Below are 20698 nucleotides of genomic sequence, written 5' to 3' on the forward strand. Positions count from 1 at the left end.
GCCCGCAACGCTATGCCAGCGCCAAAGGAGCCCGCGCATGAGCCTGAACACATTCGGACACCTGTTTCGCGTCACCACATGGGGCGAGAGCCACGGCCCCGCGCTTGGCGCCACTGTCGATGGCTGCCCGCCCGGGGTGACGCTGGACGAGGGCATGCTCCAGCACTGGCTCGACAAGCGGCGGCCGGGCCAGAACAAGCACACCACCCAGCGGCAGGAGCCAGACCGGGTGCGCATCCTGTCGGGCACCTATGAAGGGGTCACGACCGGCACGCCGATCCAGCTCATGATCGAGAACACCGACCAGCGCTCAAAAGATTACAGCGAGATCGCCCAGACCTTTCGCCCGGGTCATGCCGACATCACCTATCACATGAAATACGGGCTGCGCGATCCGCGCGGCGGCGGGCGATCCTCGGCCCGCGAAACCGCCGCGCGGGTGGCGGCGGGCGGGGTGGCGCGCGCGGCGCTGACGAGCCTTGCCCCCGCGCTCGAGATCAAGGGCTACATGACGCGCATGGGCGAGATGGCAATCGACCGCAACGCCTTTGACTGGGACGCGATCGACGCCAACCCGTTCTGGATTCCCCAAGGCCCCGAGATTGCCGCCGCATGGGAAAGCTACCTCGGCGGCATCCGCAAGGAGCGCAACTCGGTCGGTGGGGAAATCGAGGTCGTCGCCCGCCATGCGCCGGGGGGCCTCGGGGCGCCGGTCTATGGCAAGCTCGACACCGATCTGGCGGCGGCGATGATGTCGATCAACGCGGTGAAGGGTGTCGAGATCGGCGAGGGCATGGCCGCCGCGCGGTTGCAAGGCACCGAGAATGCCGACGAGATCTTCATGGGCAATGACGGGCAGCCGGTTTTCTCGTCGAACCATGCGGGCGGTATCCTCGGCGGTATCTCGACGGGTCAGGACATCGTGGTGCGCTTTGCGGTCAAGCCGACATCTTCGATCCTGACGCCGCGCCGGTCGATCCGCATCGACGGCACGCCGACCGAGGTCGTCACCAAGGGCCGCCATGATCCTTGCGTCGGCATCCGCGCGGTGCCGGTGGGCGAGGCGATGATGGCCTGTGTCATCCTCGATCACCTGTTGCTGCATCGCGGGCAGATGGGCGAGACGAGGGGCCGGATCGGCTGAATGCTGGCGATCCTCGGCATCACGTTTCCGATCTATGTCATCATCGCGCTGGGCTATGTCTGTGTGCGCAAGGGGGTGTTTCGCCCCGAGCATATGCCGCAATTCGGCGGCTACGTGATGAACATCGCGCTGCCCGCGCTTTTGTTCAACGCGGTGGCGACGCGCGATGTTGGCGAGGTGTTCGACCTGACCTATATGGCGGTGTTCCTGGTCGGGGCGCTGGCGACGATCGCGGTCGGGTTCGCGGTCTTTGGCGGTCTGGGGCTGTCGCCCGGGCGCCGGGCGGTGGCGATCATGGGAACCACCTGTCCGAATTCGGGGTTCATCGGCTATCCGGTGATGCTCTTGAGTTTCCCCGAGATCGCGGGGCAGATACTTGCGCTCAACATGCTGGTCGAGAATTTCGTGATCATCCCGATCTGCCTTGCCATCATGGAGGCGTCGAAGGGCCGGGGCGAGGCCGATCTCTTGCGCAAGCTGGGCCGCATCCTCTTGGGCGTGATCCGGCGGCCGATGGTGATCGCGCTCGTGGCCGGGTTGGTGGTGTCGCTCAGCGGCGTCGGGATGCCGGGGCCGGTGCTGCGGGTGTTCGAGATGCTGGCCGCCTCGGCCTCGGCGCTGGCGCTGTTCGTGATTGGCGGGGCGCTGGTGGGGGTGCCGTTTCGGGGCAACCGGGGGGTGGCCGTGATGATCGTGCTGGGCAAGCTGTTGGTGCATCCGGCGATGGTGGCGCTTGCGCTGTTGGCGGTGCCGCTGGTCGGGCTGGCGCCGCTTGCGCCGGACCTGGCGGCGGCGGTGGTGATCTCGGCGGCGATCCCGATGTTCTCGATCTATGCGCTCTTTGCGCAGGAGCTCGGGCATGAGGGCATGGCCTCGATCGCGCAGATCCTGGCGACGGGCGGGGCGTTCGTGACGTTGAACGTGCTGTTGTTCGTGCTGTTGTAGGGTGGGTGGCAGCAAATCGAAGTCAACCGACGCCAACGGATAGGGTAGCACGGGGCCGCGGTCGGGTGCTTGCAACTTCGGCGTCGGGCACTTTATGCCGCAACGTCATCCCTTGCCCGGAATGGCGCGCACCCTCTCAAAAGCACCCGGCCGTCGGGGCGGCCCGGTGCTGCCCGGGCGGCTTCGCCGCTATTCCCGGGCGTGAGCAACAAGTTTGATCAACAAGGCGCGCGCCTGTCGGGCACCCGCCCTACCCGACCAAGGGCCGTTGTTTCGACAATTGCACCGCGAGGATACCGGCCGCGACGGTGGCCACGCCGATCACGTCGAGCGTGCCCATCTTCTCGCCCAAGAGAACCGCCGCGACCGCGACGCCAAAGAACGGGTTGAGGAAGTGGAAGGTCGCGGCCTTGACCGCGCCGATCTGGTTGACCAGCGTGAACCAGACCCATGTGGCCATCAGCCCCGGCACGATCGTGGTATAGATGAACGCGACGACAAGCTGCCAGGACCAGGTGACCGTCATGGTCTCGGTCATGGCCGACACCACGGCGAGGCCGGCGGCGCCGACGAACATCTGAAGTCCGACGATCATCATCACGTTGCCCCCCGACGAGGCGCCGCGCACCGAGAGCGTCGCCACGGCAAGGGCAATCGCCCCGATGATGCAAAAGGTGATCCCGGTCCAGTCGAGCCCGCCATCGAGCCGCCCGCCCATGATCAGCCCAACCCCGACAAAGCCGACGACAAGGCCAAGGAACGCCATCGGGCTGAGCGTGTCGCCCAGGAAGACGCGCCCCAGAAGCGCGACCATCAGGGGCATGGTGCTGGCGATGATCGAGGCGAGGCCCGCCTCGATCCATTGCATCGCGACGAAATTGAGGCCGAGATAGAGGGCGTTCTGGCAGATCCCGAAGATGATCGTCGCGCGCCATTGGGCCCGCGTCAGGCGCAGCGTCTGGCCCAGCGCGAGGGCGATCGCGACGCCGATCAGCCCGGAAATGAAGAACCTGAGCGCGAGCGAGCCCATGGGCGGGGCATAGGCGACGATGACCCGCGCCGAGGTAAAGGCCGACGACCACATGAAGGCAAAGGCCAGGCCAAGAAATATCGTTTTGACAGCCATCCCGTTCCCGTGCTCGCGCCTTTTTCCCAGGCAGGTCAGATGTCTTAGACACGCCGGGACAACGGGATGCAATCAACTTTCACTCGAAGCGCGACCGGGCCTTTTTCACGGCCTCCGAAAGGTTCGACCAGGCCGCATCGAGTTCCGTCTTGATGTCACCCCATGCGGCGTCGCCAGCCTGCCGCGCTTCCTTGAGCTGTTGTTCAAGCGCGTCGCGCTGGCCCTGCAAATTCTGCAAGACCTCCCGGTAGGCGATTTCACCGTCGGCCGATGTCTGACGTGCCTTCGCCTCCATCTTGTCGATCTCGGCGTTCCACTGGTCGATTTTTGCCTTGGTCTTTTCAATGTAGGCATCGCGTTCGGACATTGAGGTTTCTCCTTTGTGGGTGGTTCAGGAACATGGGCCCCGGTTCAATTTCCGAAGGGGCGCAAGGAGACCTATGCATTGCCATGAAACGCTTTAAGCCAGACGGGCTGACCTATCTTGGGCTGCGGGATCTTGTGATGCGTGTCGGTGAATGCAAAAGGGCCGCCCTGAACCGGACGGCCCTTGTACGAAACTTGTACGAAATCGGTAGCGGTCAGCCGTTCACGCTGTCCTTGAGCGCCTTGGCGATGGTCATCTTGACCACCTTGTCGGCGTCTTTCTTGATCTGTTCGCCGGTGGCGGGGTTGCGCACCATCCGCTCGGGGCGTTCACGGCAATAGATCTTGCCAACGCCCGGCAGGGTCACGGCGCCGCCACCCGATACTTCGCGGGTGATGATCGAGACGATCGCATCGAGTGCGCCGCCCGCGGTTTTCTTGTCGCTGCCCATTTCGTCGGCCAGAGCGGCAACAAGCTGGGTCTTGGTCATCGGTTTTGCCATTTTCGGTCTCCTTGCATCTGCCCGATCACTTGGGCCTCATTGTCGTCATATAACGGAATATAGGTTAGGAACACAACGATTAGTGGCTACTGGCAAGCCAAAAACGTGCATTTTGTGCCGATTTACGCGCAGTCAAAGAAACGCGGTTTCGTTGAAACTGCGCAATTTCCGGCTGTGAATGCGTTCGAGCGGCATTTCGCGGAGGTATTCCATGGCGCGAATCCCGATCATCAGGTGGCGTTCGACCTGTCCCTTGTAGAAGTCGCTGGCCATGCCGGGCAGCTTCAACTCGCCATGCAGGGGCTTGTCGGAAACGCATAGAAGCGTGCCATAGGGCACCCGGAAGCGAAAGCCGTTCGCGGCGATGGTCGCGCTTTCCATGTCGAGCGCGATGGCGCGGCTCTGGCTGAGGCGCTGCACCGGGCCCTGGGTTTCGCGCAGTTCCCAGTTTCGGTTGTCGAAACTGGCCACCGTGCCGGTGCGCATGACCCGCTTGAGATCATAGCCGTCGAGCCGGGTTTCGCTGGCCACCGCCCGTTCCAGCGCGATCTGGATCTCGGCCAGCGCCGGGATCGGCACCCAGACCGGCAGATCATCGTCGAGAACGCGGTCTTCGCGCAGATAGGCGTGGGCGAGGACGAAATCGCCGAGGCTCTGGCTGTTGCGCAGGCCCGCGCAATGGCCGACCATGATCCACGCACGCGGGCGCAGAACCGCGATGTGATCGGTTGCGGTCTTGGCGTTCGACGGGCCGACCCCGATATTGACGAGGGTGATCCCCGACGAGTCCTTGCGTTTGAGGTGATAGGTCGGCATCTGGGGAAGCTTGGCCGGCCCGGGCAAGGGCGCGTCGGGGTCGCGAATCTCGGCATTGCCGGTGGCGACAAAGCTCTCATACCCGCTGGCCGGATCGGCCAGCGCCTTGCGGGCAAAATCCTCGAATTCGCTGACGTAGAACTGGTAGTTGGTGAACAGCACGAAATTCTGGAAATGCTCGGGGTCGGTGGCCGTGTAATGCGCCAGCCGCGCCAGCGAATAATCGACCCGCTGCGCCGAAAACGGGGCGAGCGGCCCCGCGCCGTCCGGGCCGGGCGTGAAGGTGCCGTTGACGATATCGTCGTTGGTCGTGCCGAGATCGGGCACATCGAAGAGGTCACGCAGCGTGAACCGGGCCGCGCCCTGATGCGGGACCAGTATATCGGGATCGGACGACATGGCGAAATGCACCGGGATCGGCGTTTCCGACACCCCGATTTCGACCGGAACCCCGTGATTTTCGATCAGGAGCGCGATCTGCTGTCGCAGGTAATTGCCAAAGAGATCGGGGCGCGTGATCGTCGCCACATGCGTTCCGGGTTCCGAGACGTGGCCGAAACTCAACCGGCTGTCGACCTCGGCAAAACTTGTCGTGACCAGCCGGATCTGCGGATAGCAGGCACGCACGCGGGCGCCGGGCATATCGCCCGCCATGGCGGCGAGAAACCGGGTCTTGAGGAACCCGATCGCATCATCATAGAGCGCACAGAGACATTCGACCGCCTGCGCGGCATCCGTGAACAGTTGGGGCGCGGGCACCTTGGGCGAAAGAAACTCCGTCTCGGACTCGGTCATCGGGGTCTCCGTTTCTGGCGGCTCTTCGGTCCGGCGCGGCGATTTGCAATCTGTGGATCACGGCACGTTGACATGCCCGTGCGCCGGGATCAAGTTGCACGAGGGCAAGGATCGCAGGTGCGGCACATGGATTACGAAACGGTGAGCCCGGGTGCTTTCGGCGCGTCCCTTCGCGGGATCGGGCTCAATATTCTTGTGCGTGATGTCGAGGCGACGGCGGCGGCGCTTGCCGAGGTGTTTGGCATGGGCGCGCATCGTCTGTCAGAGGATTTCGCCATCATGACCTATGGCGATCAGGTCTTTCAGCTTCATTCCGACACGACCTATGCGCAGAACCCGCTTTTGAGCGTCCTGCCGGAGAACCCGCCCCGGGGCGGTGGCATCGAGATCCGGCTTTATGACAGCGACCCGGATGCGGCCGCCGAACGGGCCGAAAGCGCCGGGCTGACCATCCTGCACCCCCCGCATGACAAGCCGCACGGTTTGCGCGAAGCCTATATTCTTGATCGCGACGGATATGCATGGGTGCCGTCGCGCCCGCTTGATGACACCGACAAGTCCTGAACCCGCCCGATCCAAAGGAGACCCCGAATGAGCGTGACCAATCTTCGTCCGAATATCGACCACTGGCAGGAAAGGGTGGACCTTGCGGCCGCGTTTCGCTGGGCCGCGCGGCTCAACCTGCATGAAGGCGTGGCGAACCATTTCAGCCTTGCCGTCAACGATGACGGGACGCGGTTCCTGATGAACCCCAACCAGATGCATTTTTCCCGCGTCAAGGCCAGCGATCTGATCGAGGTGGACGCGAACGATCCCGAAACCCTCAAGGGGCCGGACGCGCCGGACCCGACGGCCTGGGGGCTGCATGGCGGGATTCACCGGTATTGCGGGCATGCGCGCTGTGCCATGCATGTGCATTCGATCCACGCCACGGTTCTGGCCAGCCTTGCGGATTCGCGCTTGCCGCCGATCGACCAGAACTGTGCCACTTTCTTCAACCGCTACGTGATCGACGATCATTATGGCGGGCTGGCCTTCGAGGAAGAGGGCGAACGCTGTGCCGAGCTGTTGACCGATCCGGCGAAAAAGGTGCTGATCATGGGCAATCACGGCATCATGATCATCGGCGAAACGGTGGCCGAGACGTTCAACCGGCTCTACTATTTCGAACGTGCCGCCGAGACCTATATCCGCGCGCTGCAGACCGGGCGGCCGCTGAGGGTGCTGCCCGACGAGATCGCCGAGAAGACCGCGCGCGAGCTTGAGACCTATCCCGAGCAGGACGAGCGGCATTTGAGCGAGTTGAAGGCCATTCTGGACGAGGAAGGCTCGAACTACGCATCATGAGCCGTTACCCGGCCTCGCGGCGCATCTGGCGCGGTGTCTCACCAAATTCGGCGCGAAAGGCGCGGGTCATGGCGCCGGGGTCGTGGTAGCCGCTGCGCAGGGCGATCTCGGCCACCGCGAGATCGCTTTCGCGGACCAGTTTGCGCGCCTTGATGAGACGCAGGCGTTTGTAGACGGCCTGTGGACCGGCGCCGAGCTCTTGCGACATGCGGGATTCGAGCGACCGGCGGCTGCGACCGAGTTGCCGGGCGATCTCCTCGATTGTCAGGGGTGATTCGAGGTTGGCCTGCATCAGTGCCACCGCCCGCGCCACCGTCTTGCCCCGGGGTTGGGGCAGGTCGCGCGGCGCGGCGGTGTCGGCGTTCATGAAGAGCGCCTCGAGCTCGAGCCGCAGGGCGTGGCCGTGGCGCGCCCCGATCAGCGCCGCCATCAGGTCGAACGCCGCAAGCGCGCCGGAGCAGGTGAGCCGGTTTCGATCGGTGACATGGCGTTGCCTTTGCGCCTCGACCTCGGGAAAGGCTTCTTCGAAGCGCGACATCTCTTCCCAGTGGATCGTGGCGCGATAGCCGTCGAGCAGGCCGGCGGCGGCGAGCAGCCAACTGCCCGTGTCGAACCCTGCCAGCATGTCATAGCGCGTGGCGGCAGCGCGCAGCGCGCGCAAGGTGGGCGGCACGGCGTGGGCGGCGTAGTGGTAGGACGGCATCGCGATCAGCATGTCACCGCGATGATCCGCCAGCGCGCCATCGGCCTCGACCCGCATGCCGCTCGATGACGTGGCCGAGGCCCCGGTCACGGTCAGGAACCGCCAGCGATAGAGCGCGCGCCCGGCCAGATTGTTGGCGGCGCGCATCGGTTCAACGGTGTTGGCAAGACACAGGGCCGAGAAATGATCGAAGAGAAGAATATCCACCTGCTGCATCGCGGCGCGTGGTTTCAACCATGTCTGCATGATTTCATCCGATTCTGCATGAAGCCTGTTCCGATCCGTCTTAGCCTGCTCGCAGGCAACGAGGACAGGAAAAACCATGCGATTCGATCTGAGCGACGAACAGAGGATGATCGTCGAAACCACGCGCGGTTTCGTCGAGAACGAGCTTTACCCGCACGAGGCCGAGGTCGAGCGCAGCGGGCATCTGCGCATGGAGTTGATCCGCGAGTTGCAGGCCAAGGCGATGGAGGCGGGGCTTTATGCCGCCAACATGCCCGAGGAGGTCGGGGGTGCGGGTCTCGATACGCTGAGCTGGCTCCTTTACGAGAGAGAGCTGGGGCGGGCCAATTACGCGCTGCACTGGACCTGTGTGGCGCGGCCGTCGAATATCCTGCTGGCGGGCACCGAGGAGCAGAGGGAGAAATACCTTTACCCCTGCATCCGGGGCGAGACGTGGGATTGCCTCGCGATGACCGAGCCGGGGGCCGGGTCGGACCTGCGCGGCATGAAGGCCACCGCGCGGCAGGACGGGGATGATTTCATCCTCGACGGCACCAAGCATTTCATCAGCCATGCCGATATCGCCGGTTTCGCGATCGTGTTCATGGCCACCGGCGAAGAGGACACCCCGCGCGGCCCGAAAAAGCGCATCACCGCCTTTTTCGTCGACAAGGGCACGCCCGGCTTCACGGTGCGCGATGGGTATCGCAACGTGTCGCACCGGGGATACACCAATGCGATCCTTGAATTCGACAATTGCCGCCTGCCGAAATCGGCGATCCTCGGCGAGGTGCACCAGGGGTTCCAGGTCGCCAATGACTGGCTGGGAGCGACGCGGCTCCAGGTGGCGGCGACCTGTCTTGGGCGGGCCGACCGGGCCTTGCAACACGCCATTGCCTATGCCGCGGAACGGCGCCAGTTCGGTCAGCAGATCGGCAAGTTCCAGGGCGTGAGTTTCAAGCTCGCGGACATGGCGATGGAGTTGAAGGCGGCAGAGCTTCTGACATGGGAAGCGGCGTGGAAATTCGACCAGGGCACGGTCACCGAGGCCGACATGTCGATGGCCAAGCTCAAGGCGACCGAGGTGCTGGGAATGATCGCGGACGAGGCGATCCAGATCCATGGCGGCATGGGGTTGATGGATGAATTGCCGCTGGAACGGATCTGGCGCGATGCGCGGCTGGAGCGCATCTGGGAAGGCACGTCGGAGATCCAGCGCCACATCATCAGTCGCGAATTGCTGCGGCCCTTGGGCGGCTGAGGCGCGGCGAACCCCATGGCGCATGATCTTTCCAGATTGTTCCGGCCCCGTTCGATTGCCGTGATCGGCGGTGGTGCATGGTGCGCGCAGGTGATCGAGCAATCGCGCAGGATGGGGTTTGACGGCCCGATCTGGCCGGTGCATCCCAAGGCACGCGAGATCGCGGGCGTTCCGGCCTTCGCGCGTCTCGACGACCTGCCCGATGCGCCCGACGCGGCGTTCGTGGGGATCAACCGCGAGGCCACGATCGAGGCAGTATCGACTCTCAAGCGGATGGGCGCGGGCGGGGCGGTCTGTTTCGCATCCGGCTTTGCCGAGGCGCAGGCCGAGGACGGCGGCGCAGGGGCGGTGCAGGAGAGGCTGATTGCCGCGGCGGGGGAGATGCCGATCCTCGGGCCGAATTGCTATGGCTTCATCAACGCGCTTGACGGGGCGCTCTTGTGGCCGGATCAGCATGGCTGTGGCCGGGGCGAGCGGGGCGTTGCGATCCTGACCCAAAGCTCGAACATCGCGATCAACCTTACCATGCAGCGCCGTGCCTTGCCGATTGCCTATACGGTCACATGCGGGAACATGGCGCAGACCACGCAGGCCGAGATCGCGACCGCGTTGCTCGACGATCCGCGGGTCACGGCCATCGGCCTGCATGTCGAGGGGTTTGCCGATCTGCGGGCATGGGAGCGCCTTGCGCGCAAGGCCCATGACAAGGGTGTGCCGCTGGTGGCGATCAAGGTGGGCCGCTCGGACCAGGCGCGCGCGGCCACGGTTTCGCATACCGCGTCGCTGGCCGGTGGGGATGCGGGGGCGCAGGCGCTGCTGGATCGGCTGGGCATTGCGCGGGTCGATGACCTTCCGAGTTTTCTCGAAACGCTGAAGCTCCTGCATGTGGCGGGGCCGCTGGAGCGGGGCACGCTTGCCTCGGTCAGTTGTTCGGGGGGCGAGGCCAGCCTTGTGGCCGATACGGCGCATGGGCGCGCCTTGCGGTTTCCGCCGCTGAGCCCGGGCCAGCGCTCGGTGCTGCGCGATGCCCTTGGCCCCAAGGTCGCGCTGGCCAACCCGCTCGATTATCACACCTATATCTGGCGCGACACCGAGGCGATGACGCGGGTGTTTTCGGCGATGACCGGGCCGGAGATCGCGCTGACCCTGTTGATCGTGGATTATCCGCATACCGATGCCGCGGATTGGGAATGCGCCACCCGCGCCGCGCTGGAGGCCCGCGTGCGCACGAATCGCAACGTGGCGGTCGTCGCCACCCTGCCCGAGTTGATGCCCGAGGACGTTGCACAGCGGCTGATCGCGGGGGGCGTGGTGCCCTTGCAGGGGCTGCGCGAGGCCATCGGCGCGGTGCAGGCGGCGGTGCGGCGCCCCCCGCCCTGCCCGGTGCCCGTGGCGTTGGGGCGCGTCGGGGATGCGGGGCATGGCGCACAGGTTCTGAGCGAGGACGCGGCGAAGGTCGCGCTGGCGGGGCATGGTCTTGCCGTTCCGCGCGGTGTGATCGCGGGGTCGGTCGCGGAGTGCGCCACCATGGCCGCGCGGCTCGATCCGCCTCTGGTGCTCAAGGGGATGGGGATCGCGCATAAATCCGAAGCGGGGGCGGTGCGGTTAAACCTCGGTGCGGGGGACGTGGAGGCGGCAGCCGCCGAAATGCCCGTCAGCCGTTTTCTTATCGAGGAAATGGTGCAGGGTGCGGTGGCCGAGCTTCTGGTCGGGATCACCCGCGACCCGGCGCATGGGTTCGTTCTGACCTTGGCCGCGGGCGGGGTGCTGACCGAGCTTCTGGAAGACAGTGCCTCGCTTTTGCTGCCGGCCGCGCGGGACGATATGGAAACCGCGCTGCGCGGGCTGAAGGTGTTTGCCCTGCTCACCGGGTTTCGCGGCAAGCCTGCGGCCGACCTCGGGGCGATCCTCGATGCGATCGAGGCGATCCAAGCCTATGCCCTTGCCAATGCCGATGACCTCGAAGAGGTTGAAGTCAATCCATTGATATGCACCGCGACCGGCGCCATCGCCGCCGACGCGCTGATCCGAAAGGCCCCATGATGACTGACCCGATCAAGACCCACCGCGAAGATCACATCCTGATGGTGACGCTCGACCGGCCCAAGGCCAACGCCATCGACCTTGCCACGTCGCGCATCATGGGCGAGGTATTCGCCGAATTCCGCGATGACCCGGATTTGCGCGTGGCGATCATCACCGGGGCGGGCGACAAGTTCTTTTGCCCCGGCTGGGATCTCAAAGGGGCGGCGGACGGCGATGCCGTGGATGGCGATTACGGGGTCGGCGGGTTCGGCGGGTTGCAGGAATTGCGTGACCTGGGCAAGCCGGTGATCGCGGCGGTGAACGGCATCTGCTGTGGCGGGGGGCTGGAATGGGCGCTGTCGGCGGACATCATCCTTGCCGCCGATCACGCCAGCTTTGCCCTGCCGGAAATCCGCTCGGGGACGGTCGCGGATGCGGCGAGCGTCAAGCTGCCCAAGCGCATCCCCTATCACATCGCGATGGAAATGCTGTTGACCGGCCGCTGGCTCGATGCGGAGGAGGCGCATCGCTGGGGCATGGTCAATCACGTTCACCCGGGCGATCAGTTGATCGACAAGGCGTGGGAAATGGCGCGCCTGCTCGCATCGGGGCCGCCGCTGGTCTATGCCGCGATCAAGGACATCGTGCGCGACGCCGAGGATTCGAAATTCCAGGACACGATGAACCGCATCACCAAGCGGCAGCTGGCGACGGTCGACCGGCTCTATGCCTCGGAAGATCAGCTTGAAGGGGCGCGCGCATTTGCCGAGAAGCGCGATCCCGTCTGGAAAGGTAAGTGACCAGACCCGAAGGGCGCGCATTTGGCGGTTCCGGGGCACCTTTGGACTCGATAGATGATCTTTCGGTGGGGTGCGAATCCGCCCCGGGGCGGGGCGGCGAGCGATTTTTCGCACAATCAGAATACCTTACCTTGCCTCGATCATGGCCAAAAGAATAAGCTGAACCGAGAGATCGGAACGCGAATCGTTATCACATTCAAAGTATTGGACTAGATCGATTTGGTTTATTGCGGACCGTTGCGTTTTTTCCGGGTGCGTCACACCTGAAGTCCGGGGAGGGCAAGATGGCTTTCTATGACATGGTCACGTCCTTGACGCGCGAGCAAAAACGTCTGATCTTCCTGATCGTCGATGCATGCCTTGTGCCGGTCGCGTTGGTCGTGTCGGTGCTCCTGAATGCCGCGATGAAAGCCGACTGGCATCTCGCCATGGCGCTTTTCCCGCTCTCCGTTGTCCTGATCGGCATCGCGATGGCGTCGTCGCACTATCTCGGACTCACCCGGATCAAGCTCAACGCGTTCGAGGTTCAGGGCATTGCGAGAACAGCGATCTATGCGACCATCATTGGCTGCACGGCCGCCATTCTGAACCCGTTTCTCGGATATCCGATCAACACCGAGACCATTCTCATATTCACGATGGTCCTGATGATCACGGGCGTATCGACCCGGCTGCTCTTGCGTCAGATCCTGATCCAGATCTATCGCAAGGGCACCGACCGCACGCGGGTGCTGCTTTACGGGGCGGGGCAGACAGGTCAACAGTTGGCCGCGGCACTCAGAACCGATGACAAGATCGAACCGATTGCGTTCGTCGATGACAACCCGACCTTGCAAAGCCTCGTGATTTCGGGCTTGCCGGTCTATGTCCCGGCAAAGGTTCGCGAACTTATCAACGAATATCGCATCGACAGGGTGGTCCTGGCGATGCCGTCCACGTCACAGACGGAACAGGCGCGCATTGCCCACCGGCTTCGCCTGATGGGGTGCGAGGTTCACTCGTTGCCTTCGTTCGCCACGATGATCAGCAGTGGCGACATCGGCGCGCGGATGACACCGGTTTCGCTTCACGATCTTCTCGGGCGCAATCGGCTGGAACAGGAATTGCCGACCGTATCGGAGGCCTATTCCAGCCGCAGCATCATGATCACGGGCGCTGGCGGCTCGATCGGGTCGGAGCTTTGCCGGCAACTGATCGCATGCAAGCCCGAGCGCCTCGTTCTTCTGGATCACTCGGAACTTGCGCTCTACACCGTCATGAAGGAACTGGACAACCTCGCCGGTGACATCCCGATCAAAGCGGTTCTGGGGTCGGTCTGCGATCGGTCCCTGGTGGACAAGGCGCTTGCCGAACACGGGGTCGAAGTCGTCCTGCACGCCGCCGCCTACAAGCATGTCACCATCGTGGAAGCCAACGAAATTTCCGGTTTGGAAAACAATGTTTTCGGAACCAAGATCATGGCCGATGCCGCACGCGCGGCCGGGGTCGAACACTTCATCCTCGTCTCGTCGGACAAGGCGGTGCGACCCACCAACGTGATGGGTGCATCGAAAAGGCTTGCGGAACTCGTGGTGCAGGATCTTGCCACGCGCTCGGAAAAGACGCGGTTTTCCATGGTGCGGTTCGGCAATGTCCTTGGATCGTCGGGTTCGGTCATTCCGCTTTTCGAGGAACAGATTGCCCGCGGCGGCCCCGTGACCCTCACCCATGGAGAGGTCACGCGATACTTCATGACCATGTCCGAAGCTGCGCGGCTGGTCCTTCTGGCCGGCTCTTTCTCGCGCGGGGGGGATGTGTTCGTTCTGGATATGGGAGAACCGATCCCGATCCGTAAACTCGCGCACCAGATGATCGAAGGTGCGGGCCTGACGGTTGCGGACGAGACCAAGCCCGACGGCGGTATCAAGATCATCGAGATCGGCTTGCGCCCGGGTGAAAAGCTTCACGAGGAGTTGCTGATCTCCTCGGACATGCTGACCACGCCGCATCAGAAAATCATGCGGGCGCATGAGAATTTCCTGAGCGAGCTTGAAATGGCCAATGCACTCAAGGATCTGCGTATCGCTATTGAAAAGCAGGATCGAAACGCGGCGCGGGCGGTCATTTCAAAATGGGTGGAACGCTTCGAAGAAGCGACGAATGAGACCGAAACGCAGATCAACTAGGGCCGGTTGCCGATGTATCAGCGCAATCGCATGTGCGTCGCATGACGCCTGAAGCCCTTGATACACACCGCCAGAGCGATGTCATCGACCCGGCCCGCGCCTCTGCGATGCTGGCGCTTCTGGGGCGCGCGGGGGGCGTGGAGCCGGGGGCGGAATTGCCACCGTTCTTTCACCAGCTCTATTTCTGGGACGCCCGGCCACCGCAAGAGCTTGGGCGCGACGGGCATCCGCGCACCGGCATTGGCCTCATTCCCGACGTGGGGTTGCCGCGACGGATGTGGGCTGGCGGGCGGCTGCGATTTCACGCGCCGATGGTGGCGGGCGTGGTGGCCGAAAAACAGAGCGTGGTGGAGAGCGCGCGGCACAAGACGGGCCGGAGCGGGCCGCTGGGTTTTGTCACGTTGCGCCACGAGATCCGGCAGCATGGCGCGCTGTGCGTGACGGAATGGCAGGATCTGGTCTATCGCGACGACCCGGCAAAGGGCCAACCCCGCCCTGTCCCGCCCGATGCACCGACGGGCGAGGAGCACGCGACGGATGTGACATTCGACACGACGATGCTGTTTCGCTATTCCGCGCTCACCTTCAACGGCCACCGCATCCATTATGATGAGAGCTATGCCCGCGAGGTCGAGGGGTATGACGGGCTTGTCGTGCATGGCCCGCTTCTGGCGCAGCTTCTGATGCTGATGGCGCAGGATACGCTTGGCCCGCTCAGGGGGTTCGCGTTCCGGGCGACGGCGCCGCTCATGCATCATGAGACCGCGACGCTGTGCCGGAAAGGCCATGCGCTTTGGGTGCGCGGCCCGGACGGGCGGCAATGCATGCAGGCCGAAGCCGAGGTTTGAGCGTCAGAGCGAGGCTTCGGGGCGGAAGCCGTCGGGGATGGTATCGCGCCCATCAAGCACGAGGTCGGCCATGGCGCGCGCCACGCCCGGGGCCATGCCGAAGCCGATCTTGAAGCCGCCATTGGCGATGAACTGATCCGGGGCAAGCGGGTGGTGGCCAAGCATCGGCGCGCGGCTCTTGGCGCGGGGGCGCAGTCCGGCCCATGCCTCGATGATCCGCACACCGGAGAGCACGGGCATGGCAGCGATGGCCTTGGCGATCACCGCGTCGAGCCGCTCATCGGTGCTTTCGGGGTGCTCATAGTCGCGTTCGCTGGTCGAGCCGACGGCCACGGTGCCATCCGCATGGGGGATGATGTGCACGCCGTCGGCGAACACCTGTGGCCGGTCGCGGGCATCCAGTGCAAAGAGCGCGGCCTGCCCCTTGACGCCATTGCCCACCATGCGCCCGAGCGCGGTGCTGATCCGGTCGAGATCCCATGTGCCCGCGGCCCAGATCACCGCGCCCTCGTCGCTTGCCTTTGCCGTGACCTCGCCACCCTTGGCGCCGATCGCGGCCACCAGTGCCCGGACCGCCTGTCGCGGGTGAATGCGCGCGGTCAGCGTGTCGTGGATGAGCCAGCCGGTCGGGCTGTGCGGTGTCCAGTCGGCGGTGGTGTCGGCGGCGATCACGCGCCATTCGGCGCGTCCCTGCCAAAGTGTTCGGGCTGTTGCCTCGCGCGCCCGTGCAAGGGCGAGCGCGTTGTCATCCAGCACCGGCTGGAGCCGCCCCAAGCGGGCGAAACCGGGCGAGATGCCCCCGGCGGCTTCCACCCCGGCCCAGAAGTCTTCGGCCGCCAGAAGGCTTTGCAGTTGAAACGCCTTCTTGTCGTTCCAGTTTTCCGGCACATGCGGGGCAAGGGCCCCCACCACGCCGCCCGAGGCGCCAGCGCCCGGGCCGTTCGGGTCGACCACGCGCACCGTTGCGCCGCGCGCGAGGCATTCCCACGCGATGGAAAGGCCGAAAACACCGGCCCCGCGGATCGTGACGTCGACCATTGCCAAAGCGCCCCTCTGTCTTCATTGTCCCGCCGTTCACGGGGTTCTAGGGGATCAGGGCGCAATGAGCCAGAGTGCGGAACTTGAATGGCGCGAGGGCAAGGTGCCCGTCTCGACCCGGTTCGATGATCCCTATTACAGTCTCGACAACGGGCTGGCCGAAACCCGGCATGTTTTCCTTGACGGCAATGACCTTGCCGCGCGGTTTCGCGACGGGTTTCACGTGGCCGAACTTGGCTTTGGCACGGGGCTCAACCTCTTGGCAGCCTTGCGGCTCTGGCGCGAGAGCGGGCAGGACGGGCGGTTGCATTTCACCAGTTTCGAGGCGTTCCCGGTGGGCGTGGAGGATATGCGGGCCGCCCATTCGGCGTTTCCCGAACTGGCGACGGAAAGCGGTGACCTGCTTGAGGCGCTTGGATCGGGGTCGGTGGCCGATCTGCCTGATCTGCGGTTCGAGCTGATCGAAGGCGATGCGCGCGAGATGCTGCCGCGTTGGCCGGGGCGGGCCGATGCGTGGTTTCTCGACGGGTTCTCGCCCGCCCGGAACCCCGAATTGTGGGGGCCGGAACTGATGCAGGCGGTGGCCGCGCATACCGCACCGGGCGGAACGGCGGCCACCTATACCGCCGCCGGGCATGTGCGCCGTGCGCTGCACGCGGCCGGATTCGAGGTCACGCGCCGCGCCGGTTTCGGCCGCAAACGCCACATGACCAGCGCAAGGATGCCCTTGAAATGACCGAGCAGAACACCCGCCTTGGTATTCTCCTGATGATCGCCACCACCTTCGTGTTCGCAGCACAGGACGGGATTTCGCGGCACCTGGCCGGGGAATACAACGTGCTGATGGTGGTGATGATCCGCTATTGGTTCTTTGCCGCCTTCGTCATCGCGGTGGCCCGGCGCAAGGCGGGCGGGATCGCCGCCGCCGCCGCCACGACGCAGCCGTTCCTGCAGATCTTTCGCGGGCTGCTTCTGGCGACGGAAATCTGCGTGATGATCCTTGCCTTTACCCTGCTTGGACTTGTCGAGAGCCACGCGGTCTTTACCTGTTATCCGCTTCTGATCGCTGCCCTGTCGGGGCCGATCCTCGGTGAGCGGGTCGGCTGGCGTCGCTGGGTGGCGATCGCTGTGGGGTTTGTCGGTGTGCTGATCATCCTGCGGCCGGGCTTCGGGGTGTTTGCGGTCGAGGCGGTGGTGCCGCTTGTCGCGGCGCTTCTGTTTGCGCTTTACGGGCTTTTGACGCGCTATGCGGCGCGGCGCGACAGCACGGCCACGTCGTTTTTCTGGACCGGCACGATGGGGGCGGTGATGATGACCCTGATCGGTGTCTGGTCGTGGGAGTCGATGATCGCCAGCGACTGGGCGTGGATGGGGGTGCTGTGCATCACCGGCGCGTTGGGGCATTGGCTGTTGATCAAGACCTACGAGGTAGCCGAGGCCAGCGCGGTGCAGCCCTTTGCCTATCTGCAACTGGTCTTTGCCTCGGTCATCGGGGTGATGATCTTTGGCGAGGTCGTGAAACTCAACGTGGCGCTGGGCGCCGGGCTGATCGTGGGGGCGGGGCTATTCACTCTGTGGCGGGAGCGGCAGAACGCTTGACCCCGTGAGTTCGCGGCTGAACGGTTCGGAGAGCGGATCAAGCCCCAGCCGGGCACGGTAGACGGGCAGCGATTCGGCCACGCGCATCACGTAATTGCGGGTTTCGCGGAACGGGATATGCTCGATCCAGTCGATCACGTCGATCTCGCCCCGGCGTGGGTCGCCGCGCTCTTGCATCCAGCGGATCGGGCGGCCCGGCCCGGCGTTGTAGCCTGCCGAAACCATGACCACGTTGCCATCGAAGCGGCGCGCAAGACCGGCAAGATAGGCGCTGCCCAAGGTCGCGTTATAGCGCCAATCGGTGATCACCTGAGCCGGGTCGTGATCGAGCCCCAGATCGCGCGCCACCTCTTTCGCGGTGGCGGGCATGAGTTGCATGAGCCCCTGTGCGCCGACACCGCTGGCCACGCTCGGGTCGAACTCGCTCTCGCGGCGGGCGATGGCGAGGGCCAGTTCGACCGGCACGGTGTGAACCATGTCCTTCATCGGGTGCAGGGCATAATAGGGGCCGGGCAGAACGATCCCCCGGCGCGCGGCGGATTTGCCCAGCATCACGGCCAGATGCGCGGCATCGGGATAGGTGGCGGCCAGATCCTCGATCATGTTGCCGATCTGCCCGATCCGTTTGCGGTCCTGACCTTCGGCCAGTTGCAGGACGAACCATTCCGCCAGCGTCAGGTTGCCCATGGCGAGGGCAAGCTCGACCACCTTCACGAGGTCGCTGTCGGCGAAATCGGCCTGTTGCCATGCCGGGAAATACTCGGCCCCTCCAAGTTCGACAGGCGGGGCGATCCCTGCCTGTTCCGCCGCGAGGAGCCCGTAAAAGCTCGTCTGGTACTTGGCGCCTTCGGCATAGGCCACCTGCGCGGTCGTGGCATCCCCCAGCGCCGCGTAGGCGCGGCCCAGCCAATAGCCCGCACGCCCGAGCGAAATCGGGGTGTCAACGGCACCGGTAAAGGCGCGGAAATGCGCAAGCGCGCGGGCCGGATCGTCCAGTTGGGTGAGCGCGACATACCCGGCCAGCCATTCGAGATCGGCAAAGGATGCGCCTTCGATCAGCCCGTGATTGGTGGCGATCCGGTAGGCAAGATTCGCCCGGCCCGCCCGCATTTCACCGCGCGCAAGGTTGCGCCGCCAACCGGCCCAGCGGCCCGGCTCGCCCAGGGTGGCGGTGGTGCTGCGGTCAAGCAAAAGCGCGATGGCCTCGTCGCGCAGACCCTTGCCGAGACGCCAGAGGAAGCGTTCATAGGCCAGCCCGGGATCGTCCTGCAACGCCTCGGGCACGGCTTCGATGAGCATATCGACATCCCCTGCCCCGGCGCGCAGCCCCTGCCGGGCGGCGGCCAGCGCGCGCCAGCCTTCATCGACCAGCGGCAGCATGAGGCGCACATCGCTTTCCAGACCGCGCCAGAGCGCCATGTCGAGCCGGGCCGTGTGATGCGGGGCAAGCAGGTCGGCATGAGCCGCCAGGAAATCGGCATGTTCATCGGCACCCAGGTGGAAACTGCGCCACGCGAGGACCAGCCCGACCTCGGCGTCGCCCAAGGCCCCCGTGGCCGCAAGCGCGCGGGCGTGACGCAGGACACCGCGCCCGGTTTGCGGCGGGTGCCCGTCGAAAAAGGCCAGAACCTGCTCATGCGGGGCGGTTTCAAAGGCAGCCTCGCTGCGCTTGCGCAAGAGATCGAGACCGGGCCAGTGCGCGTGGCCGTCGAGGAAGGCAAGAACCTGCTGCGGGGTGCCGCGCCCGGCGCGCAGGCGATACCATTCGATCAGCGAGACGGCGGCAGGACCGTCCCGCGCGGCCAGTTCGGCGGCGCGGTCCCAATCGCCGCGCTGCGAGGCGTGCAGGGCACTGGCAAGCGGGCGCGGCGCGCGATCGGGCGCGGCCATGGCCGCTCCGACCAGCCCGGCAAGGCAGAAAATCAACGCAACCAGCCGCAACATCCCTTGCATTTCCTCGCATGAATCCGGATAGACAAGCCCAGCATAGCGCCCGTGCCCTAGCCTTCAATTCACAAACCCGAAGGGTGGCACGATCCGGCGCACCATGTGACCGAGCACAGCCGGGCCTGCCGCCCGACATTGAAAGAAGGAGCGTCGCCATGTTCAAAGGGTCCATTCCTGCCCTGGTCACGCCGTTCAAGAACGGCGAGTTGGATATCGAGACGCTCAAGAAGCTGGTCGAGTGGCATATCGCCGAAGGCTCGCACGGGATCGTGCCGGTCGGCACCACGGGCGAAAGCCCCACCCTGTCGCATCGCGAGCATGAACAGGTCATTGAGGAAGTGGTCAAGGCCGCCAACGGGCGGGTGCCGGTCATTGCCGGGGCCGGGTCGAACAACACGGTCGAGGCGATCCGCTTTGCCAAGCATGCCGAAAGCGTGGGCGCGGATGCGATCCTCGTGGTGACGCCCTATTACAACAAGCCGACCCAGCAGGGCATGATCGCGCATTTCGCCGCCGTGCACGATTGCTGTGATCTGCCGATCATCATCTACAACATTCCCGGCCGGTCGGTGGTTGACATGATGCCGGACACCATGGGCGAGTTGGCCAAGCTGCCGCGCATCGTCGGGGTCAAGGATGCCACCGGCGACCTGGCGCGGGTGCCACTGACGCGGATCACCTGTGGCACCGATTTCATCCAGATCTCGGGCGAGGATGCCACCGCGCTTGGCTTCAACGCGCATGGCGGGGTGGGCTGTATCTCGGTCACCGCCAATGTCGCGCCCAAGCTTTGCTCCGAGTTCCAGGAGGCAACGCTGGCCGGGGATTATGCCGCCGCGCTTGGCTACCAGGATCGGTTGATGCCGCTGCATGTCGCGATCTTCCTCGAACCCGGGCTTGCCGGGGCGAAATACGCGATGTCACGGCTGGGCCTGTGCAGCGACGAGGTACGTCTGCCGCTCACCACCGTGTCCGAGGGCGTCAAGGCGCGCATCGACGATGCGATGCGCCATGCCGGGTTGATGAACTGAGGTTACGCATCATC

The 20698-nt window shown here is 64.8% G+C and carries 19 protein-coding genes; 12 read left to right on the forward strand and 7 right to left on the reverse strand.

The annotated features are described in order from the left end of the window. The first annotated feature begins 37 nt into the window (after positions 1-37). Positions 38-1144: a chorismate synthase gene (aroC, locus tag FLO80_RS14875; RefSeq protein WP_111362477.1), complete on the forward strand. Its 1107-nt coding sequence runs from the start codon at positions 38-40 to the stop codon at positions 1142-1144. Next, the gene (locus FLO80_RS14880) at positions 1145-2089 is read left to right on the forward strand and encodes an AEC family transporter (RefSeq protein ID WP_111362478.1); all 945 of its coding nucleotides are present in this window, start codon (positions 1145-1147) and stop codon (positions 2087-2089) included. It begins immediately after the preceding gene. Positions 2090-2339: 250 nt separating this feature from the next. On the opposite strand, the gene FLO80_RS14885 is transcribed toward FLO80_RS14880, so the two are convergent. From FLO80_RS14885 to FLO80_RS14900, 4 genes are all read right to left on the reverse strand, one after another. Beyond that, positions 2340-3215 (reverse strand): DMT family transporter, encoded by an 876-nt coding sequence (locus FLO80_RS14885; RefSeq protein ID WP_111362479.1) that lies wholly within the window; start codon positions 3213-3215, stop codon positions 2340-2342. Between the two features lie 79 nt (positions 3216-3294). Beyond that, entirely contained in the window at positions 3295-3582 is a 288-nt protein-coding gene (locus FLO80_RS14890; RefSeq protein ID WP_111362480.1) for a sll1863 family stress response protein, read from the reverse strand. Between the two features lie 214 nt (positions 3583-3796). Beyond that, the gene (locus FLO80_RS14895) at positions 3797-4084 is read right to left on the reverse strand and encodes an HU family DNA-binding protein (RefSeq protein ID WP_111362481.1); all 288 of its coding nucleotides are present in this window, start codon (positions 4082-4084) and stop codon (positions 3797-3799) included. Between the two features lie 132 nt (positions 4085-4216). Further along, positions 4217-5695, reverse strand: a complete 1479-nt coding sequence (locus FLO80_RS14900; RefSeq protein ID WP_111362482.1) for an AMP nucleosidase — start codon at positions 5693-5695, stop codon at positions 4217-4219. Positions 5696-5821: 126 nt separating this feature from the next. Between FLO80_RS14900 and FLO80_RS14905 the strand changes: the two genes are divergently transcribed. Together FLO80_RS14905 and FLO80_RS14910 are read left to right on the forward strand one after the other, a co-directional pair. Next, positions 5822-6259 carry a VOC family protein gene (locus FLO80_RS14905; RefSeq protein ID WP_111362483.1) on the forward strand — a complete coding sequence of 146 codons (438 nt, stop codon included), beginning with the start codon at positions 5822-5824 and terminating at the stop codon, positions 6257-6259. A gap of 27 nt (positions 6260-6286) precedes the next feature. Beyond that, positions 6287-7042, forward strand: a complete 756-nt coding sequence (locus FLO80_RS14910; RefSeq protein ID WP_111362484.1) for a class II aldolase and adducin N-terminal domain-containing protein — start codon at positions 6287-6289, stop codon at positions 7040-7042. A 4-nt stretch (positions 7043-7046) separates the two neighbouring features. Here FLO80_RS14910 and FLO80_RS14915 read toward each other — a convergent pair whose 3' ends face one another. After that, entirely contained in the window at positions 7047-7991 is a 945-nt protein-coding gene (locus FLO80_RS14915) for a GlxA family transcriptional regulator (protein WP_111362485.1), read from the reverse strand. 76 nt (positions 7992-8067) lie between these two features. Here FLO80_RS14915 and FLO80_RS14920 point away from each other — a divergent pair, with 76 nt between their 5' ends. The 5 genes from FLO80_RS14920 (at position 8068) to FLO80_RS14940 (ending at position 15069) form a co-directional block, all read left to right on the forward strand. After that, a complete protein-coding gene (locus tag FLO80_RS14920; protein WP_111362486.1) occupies positions 8068-9231 on the forward strand; it encodes an acyl-CoA dehydrogenase family protein in 1164 nt (387 codons plus the stop codon). A 15-nt stretch (positions 9232-9246) separates the two neighbouring features. Continuing rightward, positions 9247-11274 carry an acetate--CoA ligase family protein gene (locus FLO80_RS14925; protein WP_111362487.1) on the forward strand — a complete coding sequence of 676 codons (2028 nt, stop codon included), beginning with the start codon at positions 9247-9249 and terminating at the stop codon, positions 11272-11274. After that, the gene (locus FLO80_RS14930) at positions 11274-12056 is read left to right on the forward strand and encodes a carnitinyl-CoA dehydratase (protein WP_111363146.1); all 783 of its coding nucleotides are present in this window, start codon (positions 11274-11276) and stop codon (positions 12054-12056) included. The genes FLO80_RS14925 and FLO80_RS14930 overlap by 1 nt, the downstream gene beginning before the upstream one ends. Positions 12057-12340: 284 nt before the next feature. Further along, a complete protein-coding gene (locus FLO80_RS14935) occupies positions 12341-14221 on the forward strand; it encodes a polysaccharide biosynthesis protein (RefSeq protein WP_111363148.1) in 1881 nt (626 codons plus the stop codon). 41 nt (positions 14222-14262) lie between these two features. Further along, positions 14263-15069: an HTD2 family dehydratase gene (locus FLO80_RS14940; RefSeq protein WP_111362488.1), complete on the forward strand. Its 807-nt coding sequence runs from the start codon at positions 14263-14265 to the stop codon at positions 15067-15069. Positions 15070-15072: 3 nt separating this feature from the next. Here the strand turns inward: FLO80_RS14940 and FLO80_RS14945 are convergent, their stop codons facing one another. Further along, positions 15073-16107 carry an NAD(P)/FAD-dependent oxidoreductase gene (locus FLO80_RS14945; RefSeq protein ID WP_111362489.1) on the reverse strand — a complete coding sequence of 345 codons (1035 nt, stop codon included), beginning with the start codon at positions 16105-16107 and terminating at the stop codon, positions 15073-15075. Positions 16108-16171: 64 nt separating this feature from the next. Between FLO80_RS14945 and mnmC2 the strand changes: the two genes are divergently transcribed. Further along, on the forward strand, positions 16172-16843 hold the full coding sequence (gene mnmC2, locus FLO80_RS14950) for a tRNA (5-methylaminomethyl-2-thiouridine)(34)-methyltransferase MnmC2 (protein WP_146611003.1): 672 nt from the start codon (positions 16172-16174) through the stop codon (positions 16841-16843). Continuing rightward, entirely contained in the window at positions 16840-17706 is an 867-nt protein-coding gene (locus FLO80_RS14955) for a DMT family transporter (RefSeq protein WP_111362490.1), read from the forward strand. The genes mnmC2 and FLO80_RS14955 overlap by 4 nt, the downstream gene beginning before the upstream one ends. Here FLO80_RS14955 and FLO80_RS14960 read toward each other — a convergent pair. After that, positions 17671-19650 carry a lytic transglycosylase domain-containing protein gene (locus tag FLO80_RS14960; RefSeq protein ID WP_188078306.1) on the reverse strand — a complete coding sequence of 660 codons (1980 nt, stop codon included), beginning with the start codon at positions 19648-19650 and terminating at the stop codon, positions 17671-17673. The genes FLO80_RS14955 and FLO80_RS14960 overlap by 36 nt on opposite strands. A gap of 158 nt (positions 19651-19808) precedes the next feature. Between FLO80_RS14960 and dapA the strand changes: the two genes are divergently transcribed. Continuing rightward, entirely contained in the window at positions 19809-20684 is an 876-nt protein-coding gene (gene dapA / locus FLO80_RS14965) for a 4-hydroxy-tetrahydrodipicolinate synthase (RefSeq protein ID WP_111362492.1), read from the forward strand. Positions 20685-20698: the final 14 nt, after the last annotated feature.

The organism is Aquicoccus porphyridii (genome assembly GCF_008369105.1).
Classification (GTDB): domain Bacteria; phylum Pseudomonadota; class Alphaproteobacteria; order Rhodobacterales; family Rhodobacteraceae; genus Aquicoccus; species Aquicoccus porphyridii.

Coding starts and splice junctions, on each gene's coding strand:
- aroC (WP_111362477.1), top strand. CDS start 38: ATGAGCCTGAACACATTCGGACACCTGTTTCGCGTCACCACATGGGGC.
- FLO80_RS14880 (WP_111362478.1), top strand. CDS start 1,145: ATGCTGGCGATCCTCGGCATCACGTTTCCGATCTATGTCATCATCGCG.
- FLO80_RS14885 (WP_111362479.1), bottom strand. CDS start 3,215: ATGGCTGTCAAAACGATATTTCTTGGCCTGGCCTTTGCCTTCATGTGG.
- FLO80_RS14890 (WP_111362480.1), bottom strand. CDS start 3,582: ATGTCCGAACGCGATGCCTACATTGAAAAGACCAAGGCAAAAATCGAC.
- FLO80_RS14895 (WP_111362481.1), bottom strand. CDS start 4,084: ATGGCAAAACCGATGACCAAGACCCAGCTTGTTGCCGCTCTGGCCGAC.
- FLO80_RS14900 (WP_111362482.1), bottom strand. CDS start 5,695: ATGACCGAGTCCGAGACGGAGTTTCTTTCGCCCAAGGTGCCCGCGCCC.
- FLO80_RS14905 (WP_111362483.1), top strand. CDS start 5,822: ATGGATTACGAAACGGTGAGCCCGGGTGCTTTCGGCGCGTCCCTTCGC.
- FLO80_RS14910 (WP_111362484.1), top strand. CDS start 6,287: ATGAGCGTGACCAATCTTCGTCCGAATATCGACCACTGGCAGGAAAGG.
- FLO80_RS14915 (WP_111362485.1), bottom strand. CDS start 7,991: ATGCAGACATGGTTGAAACCACGCGCCGCGATGCAGCAGGTGGATATT.
- FLO80_RS14920 (WP_111362486.1), top strand. CDS start 8,068: ATGCGATTCGATCTGAGCGACGAACAGAGGATGATCGTCGAAACCACG.
- FLO80_RS14925 (WP_111362487.1), top strand. CDS start 9,247: ATGGCGCATGATCTTTCCAGATTGTTCCGGCCCCGTTCGATTGCCGTG.
- FLO80_RS14930 (WP_111363146.1), top strand. CDS start 11,274: ATGACTGACCCGATCAAGACCCACCGCGAAGATCACATCCTGATGGTG.
- FLO80_RS14935 (WP_111363148.1), top strand. CDS start 12,341: ATGGCTTTCTATGACATGGTCACGTCCTTGACGCGCGAGCAAAAACGT.
- FLO80_RS14940 (WP_111362488.1), top strand. CDS start 14,263: ATGACGCCTGAAGCCCTTGATACACACCGCCAGAGCGATGTCATCGAC.
- FLO80_RS14945 (WP_111362489.1), bottom strand. CDS start 16,107: ATGGTCGACGTCACGATCCGCGGGGCCGGTGTTTTCGGCCTTTCCATC.
- mnmC2 (WP_146611003.1), top strand. CDS start 16,172: ATGAGCCAGAGTGCGGAACTTGAATGGCGCGAGGGCAAGGTGCCCGTC.
- FLO80_RS14955 (WP_111362490.1), top strand. CDS start 16,840: ATGACCGAGCAGAACACCCGCCTTGGTATTCTCCTGATGATCGCCACC.
- FLO80_RS14960 (WP_188078306.1), bottom strand. CDS start 19,650: ATGTTGCGGCTGGTTGCGTTGATTTTCTGCCTTGCCGGGCTGGTCGGA.
- dapA (WP_111362492.1), top strand. CDS start 19,809: ATGTTCAAAGGGTCCATTCCTGCCCTGGTCACGCCGTTCAAGAACGGC.